14 protein-coding genes are annotated in these 16,886 nt (G+C 65.8%); 8 read left to right on the forward strand and 6 right to left on the reverse strand.

Annotation, left to right across the window (positions count from 1 at the left end; all coding sequences use genetic code 11):
- The 7 genes from ABWP09_RS02385 to ABWP09_RS02415 all read left to right on the forward strand — a co-directional run.
- The coding region (locus ABWP09_RS02385; protein ID WP_353203563.1) for a S1/P1 nuclease at positions 1-791 on the forward strand (791 nt) is incomplete at its 5' end.
- Between the two features lie 107 nt (positions 792-898).
- Positions 899-988 (forward strand): potassium-transporting ATPase subunit F, encoded by a 90-nt coding sequence (locus ABWP09_RS02390; protein ID WP_353203564.1) that lies wholly within the window; start codon positions 899-901, stop codon positions 986-988.
- A gap of 13 nt (positions 989-1,001) precedes the next feature.
- Entirely contained in the window at positions 1,002-2,693 is a 1,692-nt protein-coding gene (gene kdpA, locus ABWP09_RS02395; RefSeq protein WP_353203565.1) for a potassium-transporting ATPase subunit KdpA, read from the forward strand.
- 13 nt (positions 2,694-2,706) lie between these two features.
- Positions 2,707-4,734: a potassium-transporting ATPase subunit KdpB gene (kdpB, locus tag ABWP09_RS02400; protein ID WP_353203566.1), complete on the forward strand. Its 2,028-nt coding sequence runs from the start codon at positions 2,707-2,709 to the stop codon at positions 4,732-4,734.
- A 10-nt stretch (positions 4,735-4,744) separates the two neighbouring features.
- Positions 4,745-5,332: a potassium-transporting ATPase subunit KdpC gene (kdpC, locus tag ABWP09_RS02405; RefSeq protein ID WP_353203567.1), complete on the forward strand. Its 588-nt coding sequence runs from the start codon at positions 4,745-4,747 to the stop codon at positions 5,330-5,332.
- Complete coding sequence (locus ABWP09_RS02410; RefSeq protein WP_353203568.1) at positions 5,329-7,971, forward strand: DUF4118 domain-containing protein; 2,643 nt, start codon at positions 5,329-5,331, stop codon at positions 7,969-7,971. Before kdpC ends, ABWP09_RS02410 begins: the two co-directional genes overlap by 4 nt.
- 163 nt (positions 7,972-8,134) lie before the next feature.
- On the forward strand, positions 8,135-8,812 hold the full coding sequence (locus ABWP09_RS02415; protein ID WP_353203569.1) for a response regulator: 678 nt from the start codon (positions 8,135-8,137) through the stop codon (positions 8,810-8,812).
- Positions 8,813-8,850: 38 nt separating this feature from the next.
- On the opposite strand, the gene ABWP09_RS02420 is transcribed toward ABWP09_RS02415, so the two are convergent.
- Positions 8,851-10,281, reverse strand: a complete 1,431-nt coding sequence (locus ABWP09_RS02420) for a glycosyltransferase family 2 protein (RefSeq protein ID WP_353203570.1) — start codon at positions 10,279-10,281, stop codon at positions 8,851-8,853.
- A 104-nt stretch (positions 10,282-10,385) separates the two neighbouring features.
- Here ABWP09_RS02420 and ABWP09_RS02425 point away from each other — a divergent pair, with 104 nt between their 5' ends.
- Positions 10,386-10,949: a cytochrome b gene (locus tag ABWP09_RS02425; RefSeq protein ID WP_353203571.1), complete on the forward strand. Its 564-nt coding sequence runs from the start codon at positions 10,386-10,388 to the stop codon at positions 10,947-10,949.
- Between the two features lie 159 nt (positions 10,950-11,108).
- Here the strand turns inward: ABWP09_RS02425 and ABWP09_RS02430 are convergent, their stop codons facing one another.
- From ABWP09_RS02430 to rpiA, 5 genes are all read right to left on the reverse strand, one after another.
- A complete protein-coding gene (locus ABWP09_RS02430) occupies positions 11,109-11,936 on the reverse strand; it encodes a Cof-type HAD-IIB family hydrolase (RefSeq protein ID WP_353203572.1) in 828 nt (275 codons plus the stop codon).
- Positions 11,917-12,900: a phosphogluconate dehydrogenase (NAD(+)-dependent, decarboxylating) gene (gene gnd / locus ABWP09_RS02435; protein ID WP_353203573.1), complete on the reverse strand. Its 984-nt coding sequence runs from the start codon at positions 12,898-12,900 to the stop codon at positions 11,917-11,919. Before gnd ends, ABWP09_RS02430 begins: the two co-directional genes overlap by 20 nt.
- 11 nt (positions 12,901-12,911) lie before the next feature.
- The gene (gene tal, locus ABWP09_RS02440) at positions 12,912-14,021 is read right to left on the reverse strand and encodes a transaldolase (RefSeq protein WP_353203574.1); all 1,110 of its coding nucleotides are present in this window, start codon (positions 14,019-14,021) and stop codon (positions 12,912-12,914) included.
- Positions 14,021-16,102 (reverse strand): transketolase, encoded by a 2,082-nt coding sequence (tkt, locus tag ABWP09_RS02445; protein WP_353203575.1) that lies wholly within the window; start codon positions 16,100-16,102, stop codon positions 14,021-14,023. Before tkt ends, tal begins: the two co-directional genes overlap by 1 nt.
- 81 nt (positions 16,103-16,183) lie before the next feature.
- Positions 16,184-16,852 (reverse strand): ribose-5-phosphate isomerase RpiA, encoded by a 669-nt coding sequence (gene rpiA / locus ABWP09_RS02450; protein ID WP_353203576.1) that lies wholly within the window; start codon positions 16,850-16,852, stop codon positions 16,184-16,186.
- Positions 16,853-16,886: the final 34 nt, after the last annotated feature.

The following is a 16,886-nucleotide window of genomic DNA, read 5'->3' on the forward strand; positions in this document are numbered from 1 at the left end:
ATTACACGTCGTTCAACGTCGGTTGCCTTGAGGAGGATGAACTGCCGCGGCGCAACGCCGACAATCATTTCATCAACGTCGCACGCACCGTCACCGCGATCGTCGATGAGACCTGCCCCGGCACCGGCGAGTGCATTCTGGCCGAGATCAAGCGCGACCTTGCCATTTTGAAGGACCCCGACCGATCGCGCGAGGACCGCGTCTTCGCGCTGATGGCGATCGGCCATTGGGTCGGCGACATCCACCAGCCGCTCCATGTCTCGTTCGCCGACGACAAAGGCGGCAATGGCATCGACGCCAAAGTGACCGGCAAATGCGGCACATCGACCTATCGCCCCGACAATCTCCACGGTGTCTGGGACAATTGCCTGCTCGAGGCGGGGCTGTTCGAGCGCGTCCGCAAGCGCGCCGATTACAAAAAGAGCTGGAGCCGCTTCACGATCACCTATCGCGCGGTCGACACGCTGCAGGCGAATACGACACTTGCCGAGGAGCAGTCGTTCGTCGGGACCGATCCCGTGCCCTGGGCCGATGAATCGTACCAGATCACGCTCGATCCGTTAGTTCTCTACTGCACGAAGGTCGACCCGGCGTGCCAATATTCGCTGACGGATCCCACCAAGACCAATCCCCCGCGTCTGCAACCGATCGGCCAGCCGTATTTGCAAAGCTTCGAGGGCAAAGCGCAGGATCGGATTCGCCGTGCCGGATTCCGTCTCGCGCATCTCATCAATCTCGCGCTCGACCCGGCTTATACCGGCCCGGTGCGCGATTCGACGCAGCCCCTTTAACCCCGTACTTTACGCGCGCTTTACGCCCGTCCGGCGCAATCCCCCGCGCGGCATAATGCCGCCTGAGCGCACAGAGCCCGCCTGAACCATTACAGGCGGGCTTTTGCATGTCCTTCGACCTATTACTGGGCGGCGTCGTCGCCCTGATTGTCCTGATCTATCTGCTCGCCGTGCTCGCACGGCCCGAGCGGTATTGAGGGGGCCGCCGTCATGACCCTCGCTGGTTGGAGCATGATCCTGCTCTTCCTCGTCCTGATCGTCGCGCTGGCCAAGCCAGCGGGCGATTGGATGCACGCCCTGTATGCCCGCGAAACGATGCCGCTCGGCTTTGTCGAGCACGGCTTTTACAAACTCGCCGGGATTGATCCCAAGGTCGAACAAAGCTGGGTCGGCTATGCCGTCTCGCTGATGGTGTTCAACCTGGGCGGCATTGCGCTCTTATTCGCGATCCTGAAATTGCAGGGCGTCCTGCCGCTGAACCCGCAAGGGTATTCGGGCATGGAAACGCTGCTCGCGTTCAACACCGCGGTCAGCTTCGTCACCAACACCAATTGGCAAAATTACGGCGGTGAATCGTCGCTGTCGAACCTCAGCCAAATGGCTGGCCTCACCGTACAGAACTTCCTGTCGGCGGCGGTCGGTATGGCGGTGGCCTTCGCCTTCATCCGCGGCTTCGCACGGCGGCAAGTCGCGACGATCGGAAATTTCTGGGTCGATGTGACGCGCGCCACATTGTACCTGCTGCTGCCGATTTCGATCGTGCTCGCCCTCGCTTATGTCGTGATGGGCGTTCCGCAGACCTTCGGCCCGTCGGTCGTCGCGACGACGATCGAAGGCGCGAAACAGACGATCGCGGTCGGCCCGGTCGCCTCGCAGCTCGCGATCAAGATGCTCGGCACCAATGGTGGCGGCTTCTTCAACGCCAATTCCGCGCACCCGTTCGAAAACCCCACCGCACTGAGCAACTTCGTCCAGATGTTGTCCATCTTCATGCTCGGCGCAGGCCTCACCCTCACCTTCGGCAAGGCGGTCGGCAACGTCCGCCAGGGCTGGGCGATTTTGGCTGCGATGCTGCTGCTGTTCCTCGTCGGCGTCGCCGTTGCGTACGGCGCGGAGGCTGCGGGCAACCCGATCCATCACGCACTCGGCGTCTCCGGGGGCAATATGGAGGGCAAGGAAGTCCGCTTCGGCGTCGCTGCCACCGCGCTCTTAGCCGTCGTCACCACCGCTTCGTCGTGCGGTGCCGTCATCGGCATGCATGACAGCTTCACCGCGATCGGGGGACTCATACCCTTGTTCAACATGCAGCTTGGCGAACTCGTCATCGGCGGCGTCGGATCGGGCCTGTATGCGGTGCTGATCTACTGCATCCTCGCGGTGTTCATCGCCGGGCTGATGGTCGGCCGCACCCCCGAATATGTCGGCAAGAAGATCGAATCGCGCGAGATGAAGCTCGCGGTGATCGCGATCATCGTGCCGCCACTGATGATCCTCGGGCTGACTGCGATCGCGTGCATCACCGGGGCAGGTCTTGCCGGACCGCTCGCCAAGGGGCCGCACGGCTTCAGCGAGATCCTCTACGCCTTCACATCGGCTGCGGCGAACAACGGATCGGCCTTTGGCGGGCTCAGCGGCAATACGCCCTTTTACAATCTGCTGCTCGCGCTCGACATGTTCGTCGGCCGCTTCGGGGTGATCCTGCCCGTGCTCGCGATCGCCGGGGGCCTCGCCACCAAGCGCCGTGTGCCCGAGGGGCCGGGGTCGTTCCCGACCACCGGGCCGCTGTGGATCGGCTTGCTCGCGGCCGTCATCGTGATTGTCGGCGGCCTTACCTTCCTCCCGTCGCTGGCACTCGGCCCGATCGCCGATCAGGCGCAAGTCGCCGCCGGCACGCTGCTTTAAAGGTCATAAGACAATGGCTACGCAAAATCCTTCGTTGTTCACCGGCCCGCTGCTCGCCGCCGCCGTCCGGGACGCCTTCCTCAAGCTCGATCCGCGAAAGCTGATCAAGACGCCGGTGATGTTCGTGACCGCGATCGTCGCGAGCTTGTCGACCATCCTGTTGCTCAAGGGTCTCGTGACCGGCACCGGCAACCCGCCGTTCGAGGCGCAGCTGGTGTTCTGGCTGTGGCTGACCGTCCTGTTCGGCAATGTCGCCGAGGCGCTCGCCGAGGGGCGCGGCAAGGCGCAGGCGGCGGCTCTGCGCGCCACCAAAGCTGATCTACGCGCCAAAAAATTGATTGGCGTGGCAGGCGCGTGGGAGATGGTCGACGCGACCCGGCTATGCGTCGGCGACGACGTGCTGGTCGAGACGGGCGATCTGATCCCGGCCGATGGCGAAGTCATCGCTGGTGTCGCCTCGGTCAACGAAGCCGCGATCACCGGCGAAAGCGCGCCCGTCATCCGCGAAGGCGGCGGCGATCGCTCCGCCGTCACGGCGGGGACGCGCGTCATCGCCGATTCGATCACGGTGCGGGTGACCGCAGGCGCGGGCCAGGGCTTTCTCGATCGCATGATCGCGCTCGTCGAGGGCGCCCAACGCCAGAAGACTCCCAACGAAATCGCGCTGACGATCCTGCTCGCGGGGCTGACGCTCATCTTCCTGATCGCGGTCGGCACGCTGCCGGCGTTCGCCGCTTATGCAGGGGGCGGCATTGCGGTGCCGGTACTGGTCGCCTTGTTCGTCACACTCATTCCAACGACAATCTCGGCGCTGCTCTCGGCGATCGGTATCGCCGGGATGGACCGGCTCGTCCGCTTCAACGTGCTCGCCAAGTCGGGCCGCGCGGTGGAAGCGGCAGGCGATATCGACACGCTACTGCTCGACAAGACCGGCACGATCACGATCGGCGATCGTCAGGCGACCGCCTTCCTCCCCGTCCCCGGCGTCACGCTCGCCGAACTGACCGCCGCCGCGCGGCTGGCCAGCCTGTCGGACGAGACGCCCGAAGGCCGTTCGATCGTCGTCCTCGCCGATGCCGATGGCAGCGCCGCGGTGCCGATGCCTGAGGGTGCGGAGGAGATCAAATTCACCTCGCAGACGCGCGTTTCGGGTCTCCAGATCGGGAGCCGGTCGCTGGTGAAGGGTGCCGTCGACGCGATCCTCAAGCGCCTCCCCGATGCCCCCAACGCCGATGCGCTGCGCAAGATCGCCGACGAGATCGCGCGCGGTGGTGCCACCCCGCTCGCGGTCGCCGATGGCAACCGTTTGCTCGGAATCGTCCAGCTCAAGGACATCGTCAAGGCCGGCATTCGCGAGCGCTTCGGCGAACTCCGCCGGATGGGCATCCGCACGGTGATGATCACCGGCGACAATCCGCTCACCGCCGCCAGCATCGCGGCCGAAAGCGGAGTCGACGATTTCCTCGCCGAGGCCACGCCCGAGGACAAGCTCGCTTTGATCCGCAAGGAACAGGAGGGCGGCAAACTCGTCGCGATGTGCGGCGACGGCACCAACGACGCGCCCGCGCTCGCGCAGAGCGACGTCGGCGTGGCGATGAACACCGGCACGCAAGCCGCGCGCGAGGCGGGCAATATGGTCGATCTCGACAGCGATCCGACCAAGCTGATCGAGATCGTGGGTCTGGGCAAACAGCTCCTCATGACGCGTGGTGCGCTCACCACCTTCTCGATCTCGAACGATGTCGCCAAATACTTCGCGATCCTGCCCGCGATCTTCGTCGTGCTCTATCCGGGGTTGGGCGTGCTCAATGTCATGCACCTCGCCAGCCCCGAAAGCGCGATCCTGTCGGCGATCATCTTCAACGCGCTGATCATTCCCGCGCTGGTCCCGCTCGCGCTGAAGGGCGTCAAGTACCGCCCTGCCCCGGCGGGTACGCTGCTCGCGCGCAATCTCGCCGTTTACGGCGTCGGCGGGCTGATCGCCCCGTTCATCGGCATCAAGGCGATCGATCTGGTCGTCGCCGGCCTCCATCTCGCTTGAGGATCCTTCCATGCTCACCGAACTCATCCGCGCTTTGCGCCCGACCGTCGTCCTCCTGTTCCTCGTGACGCTCGTCACCGGCCTGCTCTACCCCGCCGCCATCGCCGGCGTCGCGCAAGCAGTGCTGCCGGTGCAAGCGAACGGGAGCGTGCTGCGCGATGCCACAGGGCAGCCGATCGGCTCCGCGCTGATCGCGCAGAATTTCGCGGGCGCGCGCTACTTCCATCCGCGTCCCTCTGCCGCCGGCAAGGACGGCTTCGATGCGAGCGCATCGGCCGCGACCAATCTAGCGCCAGGGTCGAAAGACCTGCGCGACGCCATCGCCAAGCGCGTTTCCGACGCGCGGGCGGACGGGATGACCGGGGATATACCCGCCGACCTGGTCACCACTAGCGCCTCGGGGCTTGATCCCGATCTGAGCCCCGAGGCGGCTTTTTTGCAGGCACCGCGCGTGGCCAAGGCGCGCGGACTGGATAGCGCCAACGTGAAGTCGCTCATCACCGCGCAAACCGAGGAGCCGTTGCTCGGCATCATCGGCGAGCGCCACGTCAATGTCCTGCTGCTTAATCGCCGGCTCGACGCTACAAACCCCCAGTGACCGACAACCGCCCCTCCCCCGACGCGCTGCTCAAGGCCGCGAAGCAGGAGGGGCGCGGTCGTCTCAAGATTTTCCTCGGTGCCGCCCCCGGTGTCGGCAAGACCTTCGAGATGCTGCGCGAGGGTGCCGAGCTGCTGCGCAGCGGCACCGATGTCGTCGCCGGAATCATCGAGACGCACGGCCGCACTGAAACCATCCGCCTGACCGAGCCGTTCGAACTGCTCCCCCGTGCCGTGATCGTCCACGGCGCGCACCGGCTCGAGGAATTCGATCTTGATGCGATGCTCGCGCGGCACCCGCACGTCGCGCTGATCGACGAATTCGCCCACACCAACGCCCCCGGCAGCCGCCACCCCAAACGCTGGCAGGATATCGAGGAGCTGCGCGCGGCGGGCATCGATGTGCTCAGCACGCTCAACATCCAGCATGTCGAAAGCCTCAACGACGTCGTCGCCGGCTTCACCCGCGTCCGCGTGCGCGAGACGGTGCCCGACGCGATCCTCGACGATGCCGAGATCGAAGTGGTCGACGTCCCGCCCGACGAGCTGATCGAGCGGTTGAAGGCGGGCAAGGTCTATATCCCGGCCGAGGCGACGCGCGCGCTCGGGCATTTCTTCTCCAAATCGAATCTTTCGGCCTTGCGCGAACTGGCGCTGCGCCGCGCCGCGCAGACGGTTGATCGGCATCTGCTCGACCATGTCGCCAGCCTTGGCGAAAGCGGCACCTGGGCCGGCGGCGAACGCGTCGTGGTCGCGGTCGGCGACCAGCCCGGCAACGACGCCCTGATCCGATCGGCGAAACGGCTCGCTGACGCGTTGCGTGCGAGCTGGACCGCGGTGGTCGTCGAAACGCCGCGCACCGCGACGCTCTCCGCGGCGGCGCGCGCGCGGATGGCCGACGCGCTCGACCTCGCCACTGGCCTTGGCGCGACGATTGCCACCGTCCCGGCGCGCAGCGTGCTGGAAGGCCTCGTCGCGCATATCCGCGAAGCGCGCGCCACCGCCGTGGTGATTGGCAAATCGCGCCGGTCGTGGTGGTTCGAGCTGCGCCACGGATCGGTGGTCGATCGGCTGGTGCGCGGACTCGACGGCGTGGCGATCCACGTCGTTCCCGTCGCCGAACCGAGCGAAGCGGTCCGCGAAACGCCGACGACGCGCCCGATCTTTGCACGTGGCAGCGTGATCGGCCTTGGCTTTGTCGCGGCCAACACCGCCTTTGCCACCCTCGTCCAGCCGCTCGTTGGCCCCAATGCGATCGACTTGCTTTATCTGTTACCGGTCATCGCCACCGCGACGCTTTACGGCCTGCGTTCGTCGTTGATCGCAAGCCTCGGCGCGGCGCTCGCGTACAATTTTTTCTTCCTGCCGCCGCTCTACACGCTGACGATCACCGATCCGCAGAATGTCGTGACGCTGCTGGTGTTCATCATCGTCGCCGTCGTCGCGAGCCAATTGGCCGGGCAAGTGCGCCACGAAGCCAATATCGGTGCGCGCACCGCGACCGAAAACGCCGCGCTCGCGGCCTTCGGCCAGCGCCTCGCCGCGGTCTCGGACGAGACCGGCACCGCGACCGCCACGTGCGAGGAAATCGCGGCGCTGCTCGGCGTTGCAACGGTGCTGCTCGGCCAGCAGAACGGGCGGCACGTGGTGATCGCCAGCGCGCCCGACATTCCCGCGCTTGGCCCGATCGACATTGCCGCCGCCGATTGGGCGTTCGATCGCGGCGAAATGGCGGGGCGCGACAGCGGGACGCTGACCGCGAGCGAATGGCAATTCCACCCGCTCAAGACCGCATTGGGCGTGCTCGGCGTGCTCGGCGTGGCGCGCGAGGGCGAGGGCGACGCGATCCCGCCGGACAAGCGCGTGCTGTTCGCAACCCTGGTCGGCCAGGCCGCGCTGGCGCACGAACGCCTCCAGCTCGAGGCGCAAGCGCGCGAAGTCAGCGCGCTGAAACAACGCGACGATCTGCGCGCGACCTTGCTGTCCTCGATCGGCCATGATCTCAAGACCCCGCTCACCGCGGTCGTCGCTGCCGCCGACGAACTCGCGGTCGAACATGGCGCATCGCCGGCTACCGCCACGCTCAAGAGCGAAGCCCGCCGCTTGCGCCGCGTGTTCGACGATCTGGTCGAGATGACCCGAATCGAGGCAGGCGCGCTCGTCGTCAAGCACGAGGCGACTGACCTGACCGACGCGGTCGCCGCCGCCGCGCACGATTTGCGGGCCGAACTCGCGCGGCACCGGCTGGTGCTCGACGTGCCGCCGACGCTGCCTTTGGTCGAGGCCGACCCGCGCATGTTGCACCACGTGCTGATCAATTTGCTCGGCAATGCCGCGAAGTTCGCACCGCCCGACACCGATATCGTAATCGCGGGGCGCAGACTCCCCGACGGGCTGACCCTCGGCGTGCTCGATCACGGCCCCGGTCTGCCGATCGGACGCGAAGCGCATTTGTTCGATCGCTTCACCCGCGTCGATGGGGATGATCGCAGCGGCGGGACTGGGCTGGGGCTGGCGATCGTCAAGGGCTTTGCCGATGCGATGGGGCTCAGCGTCACCGCGTCGAACCGCGACGATGGCGGCTCGGCCTTTTGCGTCACATGGCCCGAGCGGTTGATCCGGCGTATGGGGAGCGAATGAAGTTTCCAGTCTTGAACGTGGCGCGCCAGCTCACCCCCGTTCGGGCTGAGCCTGTCGAAGCCCACCTCTCCGCCAATGAGCGGCCCGTCAGCGGCGCGGTGCCCTTCGACAGGCTCAGGGCGAACGGGGTGTGGGGTCGCCCGCGCCGGGGACCACCGCGCCAATGACCGCGCAAATCCTGATCGTCGATGACGAACCCGCAATCCGACGCCTCGTGCGCGGCGCGGTCGAGCGTGCGGGCCTGAGCGTCGACGAAGCCGCGACCGCGGCCGACGCGCTGACCGCCGCACGCCGACCGGGGTGCGAGCTGGTGCTGCTCGATCTCGGCTTGCCCGACCGCGACGGGATTGAACTCGTGCCGCTGCTGAAAGCGATCGACCGCGCCGTGATCGTGCTGACCGCGCGCGATGCGACGGCGGAAAAAGTCGCCGCGCTCGATCTCGGCGCCGACGATTATGTCGTCAAGCCGTTCGATACCGAGGAATTGCTCGCGCGGATCCGCAGCGCTTTGCGGCGGCACAATGCGGCCGCGCCGGGGCAGGACCGGCTCAAGGCAGGGCCAGTCGAGATCGACCTCGCCGCGCACCAGGTGTGGCGCGACGGCGCACCGGTAAAACTGACGCGCAAGGAATTCGCCTTGCTCGCCGAACTGACGCGCCATGCGGGCAAATTGCTGACGCACACGCATTTGCTGAAAGTCGTGTGGGGCGACGGGCATCTCGACGACGTCGAATATCTCCGCGTCGCCATGCGCGCGCTCCGCTTGAAGCTGGAGGTCGATCCGGCCGCCCCGGCCTTGCTGCTCAACGAGCCGGGAATCGGGTATCGGCTCGCGGTATGACGCTTATTTCCCCCCTCCCTGGAAGGGAGGGGAGAACCCTACTCCGCCGGCGCGACAATCGCCGTCCGCTGCTGCCGTCCCCAGCTTTCGCGGCCCGTCAGGAACGCATGCCAGCCCCACACCGCCCCGGCGTGGCGCAGCAACTGAAAGCTGAACGGCTCGAGCACCGCTGCGATCAACGCGGGAAACAGCGCCAATCCCGCACGCTGCCCGGTCCATTTCTTGTAAATGCCGAGCGACCAAAGGTGGAAGCTGAGATCGATCGCGATCTTGACCAGCATCACGATCAAGATCGGGAAAGCGACGGTGAAGCGCCCGGTCACCACCAAAGCGATCAGGATCGCGAATGCCGCCAGGCCGTAGAGCGGCTGGAGCGTATCGAGCGCCTTGACCGGGAGCATCGCGGTGCCGAGCCAGCCGTACCGCCGCGCGCCGACCATATCGCGGTTCCAATGTTGCGTTTGCAGGAAGCCGCCGAACCAGCGCCGCCGCTGTCGCAGGAACGCCATCGGGCTGGCCGGAGCATCGGTCCGCGCCAACGCCCCGCCAACGACGCGGACGGTCCAGTCGCGATCGTGATCGACCGCGTGGCGGTGCAGCCGGTGGATCAGCTCATAATCCTCGACCATGCTTGTCGGATCGAACCCGCCGACCTCGACCACGGCATCGCGCCGGAACGCGGCGAACGCACCCGAAATCAGCAACAGGCTATTCAGCCGCTCCCACGCATGGCGCGACAGGAAGTTGCGGACATATTCGTAGGTCTGGAACCATTCGAAGAAGCGCCCTTGCAGATCCGGGCCGCAAATCGGCGCGAGCACACCCGTCGCCGCGACGAGCGCGGGCTCGACAGCAAACGCCGCGCGCATCGCCGCGATCGCGCCGGGTTCGAGCAACGTGTCGGCATCGACCGTCAGCACGACTTCGGTATCGACCAGCAGCATCGCGGCATTGAGCGCGCGCGCCTTGCCGCCATGCCGCAACCGCAGCCAGCGCAGCGACGGCAGCACCGACGACGGATCGCTGATCGTCCCGAGCGGCGGCGGAAGCAGCCCATAGCGCCGCGCCATCACCTCGGGCGTCGCATCGCTCGATCCGTCATCGGCGATCAGGATCAAATCAGGCGGCGTCGCCTGTCCGCTCAGCCGGTCGATCGCGGCGGCAATCACGCCAGCTTCGTTATGCGCCGCGACGATAACGCCGAAGCTCGGCGATGCGTGCGGCGCGGGCGGTGGCGCCAACCGCAGATCGCGGATGTTCCACGCGGTAAACAGCAGCAGCGCCGTGTCGTAAAGAATATAGGCGATCCCGATCGACCACACCGCCAGCCCCTGGCGCTGAAACGCCTGCACGATCAGCGCGAGGAACAGGATCGGCGCCAACGCGCCGATCAATCGGCTGGCGAGGGGCACGCGCCGAGGGGTGAGCCGCGGGGATTCCGCGACGAGCGTGTCGGCGAGCGATGTCATTGCGCGGGCGATACCGATCCAGGATGAACGTGCGATGACGCGCCTAGCGCGCGCGGACCGGGGCCGCTAGAGTCACAGCGTCGAAATCAAGCAGGAGCGAACCCGTGGTTCAACGCTACACCGGAATCGCGATCGCGCTGCACTGGATCATCGCGCTGCTGATCATCACCAATGTCGCGCTGGCGCTGACATGGGACTTTTATCCCGATGCGCAGGTCCGCCCGGCGATCGATCTGCACAAATCGATCGGCATCACGATCCTCGGCCTTGCCATCCTGCGGATCCTGTGGCGCTTTGCCCACCGCCCGCCGTCGCTACCGGCGGGCTATGCCCGGTGGGAAGTGACCGCGTCGCACGTCGTCCATTGGGGCTTTTATGCGATCCTGTTCGCGATGCCGCTGACCGGCTGGATCATGGATTCGGCCTATGCGAAAGCCGCGACGACGCCGATGTATCTGTACGGCCTGGTGCAATGGCCGCGGCTCGGCTTCATCGTCGCGCTCGATCCGGCGACCAAGAAAGCGGTGCATGACGGCTTTGGCGCAGCGCATGAAATCATCGCCTACGCCGTCTATGCGCTGTTCGCGCTGCACGTCGCGGGCGCGCTGAAGCATCAATGGGTCGACGGGGTGAAAGAATTGCAGCGGATGTGGCCCGGGCGGCGGTAGCGGCGCGCGCCCCTCTTCCGTTCGCCCTGAGCCTGTCGAAGGGCTGCATGCCACACGGTCGGCACCGCTTGTTGCGCGCAGGGCTTCGATAACCCCGGATCAGGTCCGGGGCCGAACGGGGTTAGGGCCGCATCAGCTTCACAGCACCGCGCCCTGAGCTCAGCGCGCCGAGAGGATCGCGTCGATCGCTTCGGCGACGCCGTCCGCTTCGTTGCTGGCCACCACATGTGTGGCTTTGGCGCGCACCGCTTCGGGCCCCTGCCCCATCGCATAGGACACGCCAGCGCGCGCAAACATCGGCACGTCGTTGAACTGGTCGCCCAGCGCCGCCGTTTTCGTGAGTGGCACGCCGATCGCATCCGCCAATGCAGCGATCCCATCGCCCTTGTTCCCGGCAAGCGCGGTCACATCGAGATAATAGGTTTGCGATTGCATAATCGTCGCGCGGTCGGCGAACGCCTTGGCCTGGTCGGCAAGCCCCGCCAGCAAGGCGGGGTCGTCGCTGACAAAGGTGATCTTGTCGGCGCGGTCGTACAGGTCGCGGAAATCCTGCCGTACGATCGGTGCCTGGTTCGAGGCGCGCCGTTCGCTCCCGACATGCGCACCGGTGTCATTGCTGGCATACCAGAGGTCGTCGGCGAACACCCAGGTATCGACGGCGGTGCCTGCGGTCAGCGCGAACACCCCCTCCGCCACGGCACGATCGATGCGATGATGGCACAGCACGGCGCCGTCGCGCGTGAACACGATCCCGCCATTGAACGCCCCCATCGGCGAATCGATGCTGAGCGTCTCGGCGAGCGGCATCATCCCCGAACGCGGGCGCGCACTGATGATCGTGAAGCCAAGCCCCGCCGCGCGCAACCGCGCCACCGCTGCGATCACACCCGGCGTGAGCTGCTTCTGCTTGTCGACCAGCGTGCCGTCGACATCCGACACGACCAGACCGATCGTCACAGCGTGAAGCTCATTGCGGCATCTCGACATGCCCGCCAAAGCCGAAGCGCATCGCCGACAGCAATTTATCGCCAAACGTATGATCAACACGGCTGCGATAGCGCGCGAACAACGCCGCGGTCAGCACGTTGGCGGGCACCTTTTCCTCCATCGCGGCGTCGATCGTCCATTGGCCTTCGCCCGAATCGGCGACGCTGCCGGTGAACTGCGCGAGGTCCTGATCCTTGGCGAGGCCGATCGCGGTCAAATCGAGCAGCCACGACGAGATTACGCTGCCGCGCCGCCATACTTCGGCGATGTCGGTCAAATTGAGGTCGAAGCGCTCATCCTCGGGCAGCTTGTCCGAGGCCTTGCCCTTGAGGATATCGAAGCCCTCGGCATAGGCCTGCATCAGGCCATATTCGATGCCATTATGCACCATCTTGACGAAATGCCCCGCACCCGCAGGGCCGGCATGGATATAGCCCTGTTCGGCGCGCGGGTCCTCATTCTCTTCGATCCGGCCCGGTGTGCGCGGGATCGTGCCGATGCCGGGGGCGAGCGCGGCGAGGATCGGGTCGATATGATCGACCGCCGCCTTGTCGCCGCCGACCATCATGCAAAAGCCGCGCTCCAGCCCCCACACGCCGCCCGACGTGCCGACATCGACGTACAGCGCACCCTTTTCGGCGAGCGTCTTCGCGCGGCGGATATCGTCCTTGTAGAAGCTGTTGCCGCCATCGATGACGATATCGCCCGTGCCGCAGAAAGCGCCAATCGCGGCAACCGTCTGTTCGGTCGGGTCGCCCGCCGGGAGCATCACCCAGTAAATTCCCGGCGTCCCCAGCTTCGCGCGCAGGTCGTCAAGCCCGCTCGCCGCGACAGCACCATCGGCGGCCAGCGTGGCCATCGCCTTTTCGTCCCGGTCGAACACCACCGCCTCATGCCCTGCGCGCATCAGGCGGCGCGCAATGCCCGCCCCCATCCGGCCGAGGCCGATGATCCCGATCTTCATGTGTTTGTCCTTCAGGCGTGCGCGGGATGCTTGGCGGCGATCGCCCCCAACAGATCGTCGAACGCCTTGGAGAAGGACGCGACGCCCTCCTCCACCAGCGTATCGGTCACGCCGTCGAGGTCGAGCCCGAGCCGCTCGGCCTCCGACAGCACGTGTCGCGCGCCTGCGACATCTTGGCCCAGCGTGGCCGCCGCCGTGCCGTGATCGCGAAAGGCGTCGAGCGTCTTGGGCGGGACGGTGTTGACCGTGTCCTTGCCGATCAGCGTGTCGAGATACAGCGTGTCGGGATAATCGGGGTTCTTGGTGCCGGTCGACGCCCACAGCAGCCGCTGCGGCTGCGCGCCCTTGGCGGCAAGCGCTTGCCAGCGCGCCGAGGTAATGAACTCCTCATACCAGGCGTAAGCGAGCTTCGCATTGGCGATCGCGACCTTGCCCTTCAGCGCCTTGGCCTCATCCCCGCCGACGCCCGCGTCGATTTTGTCGTCGATCTTCGAATCGATCCGGCTGACGAAGAAGCTCGCGACGCTGGCGATCCGGTCGATCGGATCGCCGCGCTCGGCGCGCTTTTCGAGGCCCTCGACATAGGCTTCGGCCACCGCCTGATACGCGCTTTGCGAAAACAGCAAGGTCACGTTGACGTTGATCCCGGCATCGATCGTCGCGGCGATCGCGGGCACGCCAGCCGGTGTGCCGGGGATCTTGATCATCAGATTGGGGCGATCGACCGCCGCCCACAATTTCTGCGCTTCGGCGATCGTGCCGTCGGTGTCGTTCGCGAGATAGGGCGAGACTTCGAGGCTGACATAGCCGTCCCTGGCGTCGAGCCGGTCGTACACCGGCTTCAGCGTGTCGGCGGCGGCCTGGATGTCGAGGATCGCGAGATGTTCGTAGCGGTCCATTGTCGGCGCATCAGGGTTGGTCGCATCATACGCCGCGAGCTCGGCGTCATACGCGTCGCCATGCCCCATCGCTTTCTCGAAAATCGACGGATTCGAGGTGACACCGGTCAGCGCGTCGGCATCGACCAGCATCTGCAAACCGCCTTCGGACAGGAATTTACGATCGACGAAATCGAGCCAGACGGCCTGCCCGAGTGCCGCGAGATCTTTCAGACGGCTCATCACTTTGTCTCCAGCATTTCGGTTGCGACGCGCACGACATTGTCGACCGTGAAGCCGAACTTGTCCTGCAATTTGGCGAGCGGCGCGGAGGCGCCAAACGTGCTCATCGTAATCGTGCGTCCGGCGGTGCCGACATAGCGATCCCAGCCGATTTCGCTGCCCATCTCGATCGCCAAACGCGCGTTGATCGCTTCTGGCAGCACCGCTTCGCGATACGCCGCATCCTGGCATTCGTAGCGATGCCAGCTTGGCAGCGAGACGACGCGCGACGCGACGCCCTGCGCCACAAGCCGTTCATGCGCCGCGAGCGCAAGCGACACTTCCGAACCGGTTGCGATCAAGATGACGTGCGGATTTTCGCTGTCGGCGAGCACATAGCCGCCCTTGAGCAGCCCCTCGGCGCTGGCATAGGTCGACCGGTCGATCGTCGGCAAAGCCTGGCGCGAGAGGATCAAAGCGGTCGGATGGTTGCCCGCCTGCATCGCCGCCCGCCATGCGACGGCGGTCTCGTTCGCGTCGGCCGGGCGGATCATGTCGAGCCCCGGGATCGCGCGCAGCGACAGGATTTGTTCGATCGGCTGATGCGTCGGGCCGTCTTCCCCCACGCCGATCGAATCGTGGGTGAACACGAAAGTCACGCCAATTTCCATCAACGCGGCAAGCCGGATCGGCGGGCGCATATAGTCCGAAAAGACCAGGAAGGTCCCCGAATAGGCGCGCAGCTTGGACAGCGCCATACCGTTGACGATCGCGCCCATCGCATGTTCGCGCACCCCGAAATGCAAGTTGCGCGCGCCATAGCTGTCCGCCTGGAACGAGCCGCCCTTGTCGAGCAGCGTCTTGTTCGACGGCGCGAGATCGGCCGATCCGCCGATCAGCCATGGCACGTGCGGCGCGATCGCGTTCATCACCTTGCCGCCCGCGTCGCGCGACGCCATGCCCATGGCATCGGCGTCGAACACCGGAATATCGGCGTCCCAGCCCGCTGGGAGCTGGCTGGCGAGCAGGCAGTCGAGTTCCTGCGACAGATCGGGATAGGCCTCGGCATAACGCGCGCGCATCGCGTCCCACGCTTCGCGCAGCGGCCCACCACGATCGGCAACCGCCTTGTGAAAGCCTTCCTTCACGCCGTCGGGGACGAGAAACTTTGCCTCAGGATCCCAGCCATAAGCGCGCTTGGTCCCGGCAATGTCATCGCCGGTCATCGCCTCGCCATGCGCCTTGGCGGTGCCCTGGATCGAGCTGCCATAGCCGATGATGCTGTGGACAACGATAAAGGTCGGCTTGTCGCTGCACGCCTTGAAGCCGTTAAGCGCCGCCGCCATCGCGCCGCAATCATTGGCATCGGCGACGTGCAGCACGTTCCAGCCATAGGCTTCGAACCGCTTGGCGACATCCTCGTCAAACGCGAGATCGGTACCGCCCTCGATCGAGATGTGGTTCGAATCATACATCCAGCACAAATTGCTGAGCTTGAGATGCCCGGCGAGGCTCGCCGCCTCGCTCGCAACACCCTCCATCATGTCGCCGTCACCGGCGAGCACGTAAATGTCATGATCGAACAGCGGGAAACCGTCGCGGTTGAAATGCGCGGCGAGCCAGCGTTCGGCAATCGCCATGCCGACCGAATTGCCGCAGCCAGCACCAAGCGGGCCAGTGGTCGTCTCGACCCCGGTGGTGTGGCGATATTCAGGATGGCCCGGCGTCTTCGAACCGAGCTGGCGAAACGCCTTGATATCGTCGAGGCTGACGGCGGGCGCACCGCTCTTCTTGCCATCGGCATCGATTTCCTCGACGCCGGCCAGGTGCAGCAGTGCATAAAGCAGCATCGAGGCATGGCCGACCGACAACACGAAGCGATCGCGATTGGGCCAGTCGGGCGTCGCGGGATCGGTCCGCAGGAACTTGGTCCACAGTGTGTGGCCGACCGGAGCCAGCGCCATTGGCGTGCCGATATGCCCCGATTTGGCCGCGGCCACCGCATCCATTGCCAGCGTGCGAATCGTGTCAATCTGCAGCCGCTCGGGGCTGCCATCTTCGTGCAAGCCGGTTGCTGCGACGTCGGTCAGGGTATCGGACATGGAAAGAATTCGCCTCGCTCTTGGGGGTCTGAACGCACGCGCGCGCGCCCGGTTGCGGCCCGGTTGCAGTTTCTGCGGGCCTTATCGTGTCCTTGCGCCGCGTTCCAGTCGCGTAACGACGCCATTTGACGCGATATAGGCAGCGTCCACCTCGCTCAGGAACAGGCCGTGCCCCAAAGCGCCCGGAATCGCGTCGATTTGGGCGGCGAGCGCGTCCTTGTCGGTATCGATCGGAAAACGACAATCGAGGATGTGGTTACCCTGATCGGTGACGAATCCGGCGCGTAGGACCGGCGCACCGCCAAGGTCTGCGAGTCGCGCCGCGACGAAGGCTTCCGCAAAGGGCAGGATTTCGACCGGGATCTTGGCAGCACCAAGGCGGGCGACGCGCTTCGATCCGTCGGCGATGACCAGCATCCGCGTGCTGGCAGCGGCGACGATCTTCTCGCGCAGCATCGCCCCGCCTGCCCCTTTTATAGCGCGGCAAGCGTCGTCGATTTCGTCGGCACCGTCGATCGTGAGGTCGATCGTGGCGGGCAGGTCGATCAGCGCAATTCCCACCGCACGCGCGTGGCGCTCGGTCGCGAGGCTGGTGGCGACGGCGCCGATCATAAGGCCCGCGCGCACTTGCGCGCCCAGCGCCTCGATCGCGAACGCGGCGGTCGAGCCGGTGCCGAGGCCGACGATCATCCCGGCGCGCACCTCCGCTACGGCGGCGAGGGCGGCGAGGCGTTTGTCGGTTTCGGTCATTTTTCCATTCTACACCAATTACCCCCCCGGCGAA

Source organism: Sphingomonas sp. (genome assembly GCF_040398505.1).
In the GTDB taxonomy this organism is placed as follows: domain Bacteria; phylum Pseudomonadota; class Alphaproteobacteria; order Sphingomonadales; family Sphingomonadaceae; genus Sphingomonas.

Excerpts from the sequence above, each read along its gene's own strand:
- ABWP09_RS02390 (WP_353203564.1), top strand. The coding sequence starts at position 899 with ATGTCCTTCGACCTATTACTGGGCGGCGTCGTCGCCCTGATTGTCCTG.
- kdpA (WP_353203565.1), top strand. The coding sequence starts at position 1,002 with ATGACCCTCGCTGGTTGGAGCATGATCCTGCTCTTCCTCGTCCTGATC.
- kdpB (WP_353203566.1), top strand. The coding sequence starts at position 2,707 with ATGGCTACGCAAAATCCTTCGTTGTTCACCGGCCCGCTGCTCGCCGCC.
- kdpC (WP_353203567.1), top strand. The coding sequence starts at position 4,745 with ATGCTCACCGAACTCATCCGCGCTTTGCGCCCGACCGTCGTCCTCCTG.
- ABWP09_RS02415 (WP_353203569.1), top strand. The coding sequence starts at position 8,135 with ATGACCGCGCAAATCCTGATCGTCGATGACGAACCCGCAATCCGACGC.
- ABWP09_RS02420 (WP_353203570.1), bottom strand. The coding sequence starts at position 10,281 with ATGACATCGCTCGCCGACACGCTCGTCGCGGAATCCCCGCGGCTCACC.
- ABWP09_RS02430 (WP_353203572.1), bottom strand. The coding sequence starts at position 11,936 with ATGTCGAGATGCCGCAATGAGCTTCACGCTGTGACGATCGGTCTGGTC.
- gnd (WP_353203573.1), bottom strand. The coding sequence starts at position 12,900 with ATGAAGATCGGGATCATCGGCCTCGGCCGGATGGGGGCGGGCATTGCG.
- tal (WP_353203574.1), bottom strand. The coding sequence starts at position 14,021 with ATGAGCCGTCTGAAAGATCTCGCGGCACTCGGGCAGGCCGTCTGGCTC.
- tkt (WP_353203575.1), bottom strand. The coding sequence starts at position 16,102 with ATGTCCGATACCCTGACCGACGTCGCAGCAACCGGCTTGCACGAAGAT.
- rpiA (WP_353203576.1), bottom strand. The coding sequence starts at position 16,852 with ATGACCGAAACCGACAAACGCCTCGCCGCCCTCGCCGCCGTAGCGGAG.